2 protein-coding genes and 1 pseudogene are annotated in these 2,764 nt (G+C 71.9%); all 3 read left to right on the forward strand.

What is annotated here, in order from left to right:
- Positions 1-212, forward strand: a pseudogene (locus HW445_RS25500) (sugar kinase); the annotation flags it as partial.
- Between the two features lie 513 nt (positions 213-725).
- Positions 726-1,229, forward strand: a complete 504-nt coding sequence (locus HW445_RS25505) for a flavin reductase family protein (RefSeq protein ID WP_180223258.1) — start codon at positions 726-728, stop codon at positions 1,227-1,229.
- A 117-nt stretch (positions 1,230-1,346) separates the two neighbouring features.
- A complete protein-coding gene (locus tag HW445_RS25510) occupies positions 1,347-2,744 on the forward strand; it encodes an LLM class flavin-dependent oxidoreductase (protein ID WP_180223259.1) in 1,398 nt (465 codons plus the stop codon).
- The last annotated feature ends 20 nt before the right edge of the window (positions 2,745-2,764 follow it).

Below are 2,764 nucleotides of genomic sequence, written 5' to 3' on the forward strand. Positions count from 1 at the left end.
TCGAGCCGGCGGCGGGCCGGCTGCCCGAGTGCCTCGCGGCGCTGCGGTCGGAGGTGGCCGAGCGCTCCTGGGTGTGCGACGACCCCGAACGCCGTGTCGTTCCCAGCTCGTTCACCGGCTCCGTCCTCGCGACGGCCGGTCCCGCGGTGGCGCTGGGAGCGCTGTACGACGATCCGCTCGGGCCCTGGCCGGCTCTCCCCGCCGTGTCCTGACCCACCCCGGTCCTCGGCGGCGAGCGGCGAGCGGCGACCGGCGACCGGCGACCGGCGACCGGCGACCGGCGACCGGAATGGACCCGACTTAATTCAATCAGTTGCATTGTTGACCGCACCCGAACGCACGCCGGAAGATGGATTCATGAGCAGCGAGCGACCTTGTTCCGGGGATTTCCCCGCGACGGGATGTTGTTGTTGATCCCGTCCCGGGCCTCTGCCTGACGGCGGCCCGCACCGGCATTCCGCACCGCGGTTCCACGCGGCGGAATCCGGATCGTCTCCCGCTCGGTCCACGGCTTTCACAGGCTTTTCCGTGCCGCCCTTTCCTCCGTCGCTCTCCGCGACGTCCGGTATTCGGCATGCGGTCTCCCGAGCCGTTCTCCTGACGCGTCATCCCCTTTCTCACGTTCCTCACGCCCTGCTGTTCCACGCTTTCCGCACGCCGTACTTCCGCACGCCCTCGCGCCTTCGCACGTTCGCGCCTTCGTGACTTCCCTCCCTGGAGGAGACATGACGTTGTCCGCGCCCTCGCAGCCCTTGACGGGTGTCACCCCCGACCGTTTCAAGCAGGCCTTCCGGGCCTATCCGGCAGGTGTCGTCGTGGTCACCGCCGACGCCGGCGACGGGCCCGTCGGATTCACGGCGACGTCGTTGTCGTCGTTGTCCCTCACCCCGCCGCTCGTCTCCTTCTCCGTCGCCACCCGGTCGTCCTCCTGGCCCCATCTCGAGCAGGCCCGGACCGCCGTGGTCCACTTCCTCGGCTCCGACCAGGAGGACCTGGCCAGGCGTTTCGCCACCAGCGGCATCGACCGCTTCGCCGAGCCCACCGCCTGGCGGCGGCTTCCCGAGGGTGAGCCGGTGCTCGAGGACGTGGCGGGATGGCTGCGGCTGCACATCGAGTCCCTCGTGCCGGCGGGCGACCACCGCATCGTCGTCGCCCGCGTCGTCGACTCCTGGCAGGAGCCCGGGCGGCGTCCGCTGCTCTTCCACGACGGCGCCTACCTCCCCGTCTGACCGGCCCCTCACCGGGTCACGACCGCCACGACGTCACCGATCACCCTGCCGGCCGCACCGCCGGCCGCACCCCCGCCGACGACGACCCCCGTCACGGCCTCCACGAGGAGAAGTCCCATGCCCCGCACGCCTGACCGCCCTGACCGCAAGCCCCTGCACCTCAACGCCTTCCTGATGTCGGCGGGTCACCACGAGGCGGCGTGGCGGCTCCCCGAGAGCCCGGCGCGGGGCGGTACGGACATCGCGCACTACCAGGACCTGGCGCGGATCGCCGAACGCGGCAAGCTCGACTCGGTGTTCCTGGCCGACAGCCCGGTCCTCCACGGCGACCCCGGCCGGCGGCCGTCGAGCAAGCTGGAGCCGACCGTCCTGCTGACCGCGCTCGCCGCCGTCACCCGCCACGTCGGGCTGATCGCCACCGCGTCCACGAGCTACAACGAACCCTTCAACCTCGCCCGCCGGTTCGCCTCGCTCGACCACGTGTCCGGTGGCCGCGCCGGCTGGAACATCGTGACCACGGCCGGCGCCGAGGCCGCCCGCAACTTCGGCCTGGACGACACCCCGCTGCACCACGCGCGCTACGAGCGGGCCGCCGAGTTCGTCGAGGTGGCCGCCAAGCTCTGGGACAGCTGGGCGGACGACGCCGTCGTGGCCGACAAGGAGCGCGGCGTGCACGCGCTGTCGGAGCGGGTGCGGCGGATCGAGCACCGGGGCGCGCACTTCCGGGTCGACGGCCCGCTCAACGTGGAGCGTTCGCCGCAGGGGCACCCCGTCCTCGTCCAGGCCGGATCGAGCGAGGACGGCAAGGACTTCGCCGCCCGTTACGCGGAGGCCGTGTTCACCGCCCAGCAGACGCTGGAGGACGGCATCGCCTTCTACCAGGACGTGAAGCGTCGTGCCGTCGCCTTCGGCCGGGACCCCGAAGGGATCAAGATCCTCCCCGGCATCGTGCCGGTCATCGGGGACACCGAGGCCCAGGCGCGGGAGCTCGACGCGGAGCTGGACCGGCTGATCTCGCCGGAGTATGCCAGGCGTCAGCTCGCCGCGACGTTGCGGATCGCGCCGGAGGACCTCGACCTCGACCGGGAACTGCCCGAGGACATCCCCACGGAGGACGAGATCGAGGGGGCCAAGAGCCGTTTCACGCTCATCGTCGACCTCGCCCGGCGCGAGCACCTGACGGTGCGGCAGCTGATCGGGCGGCTCGGCGGCGGACGCGGGCACCGGACCTTCGCCGGGACCGCCGTGCAGGTCGCCGACACCATCGAGCACTGGTACGACAGCGGCGCGGCGGACGGCTTCAACATCATGCCCGCGGTGCTCCCCTCCGGCCTGGAACGGTTCGTCGACCAGGTGGTGCCGATCCTCCAGGAGCGCGGCCTCTTCCGGACCGAGTACACGGGGACGACGCTGCGCGAGCACTACGGTCTCCCCCGCCCGGCCAACCAGTTCTTCGACCTGTCCGGCCAGGACACGGCCGCCGAGCGGTCCGTCGCCCTGGTGGACGCCCGGTGACCGGTTGTCCCCCCTCTCCC

The sequence above is a fragment of the Streptomyces sp. UH6 genome, from assembly GCF_013421635.1.
GTDB lineage: Bacteria > Actinomycetota > Actinomycetes > Streptomycetales > Streptomycetaceae > Streptomyces > Streptomyces abyssomicinicus.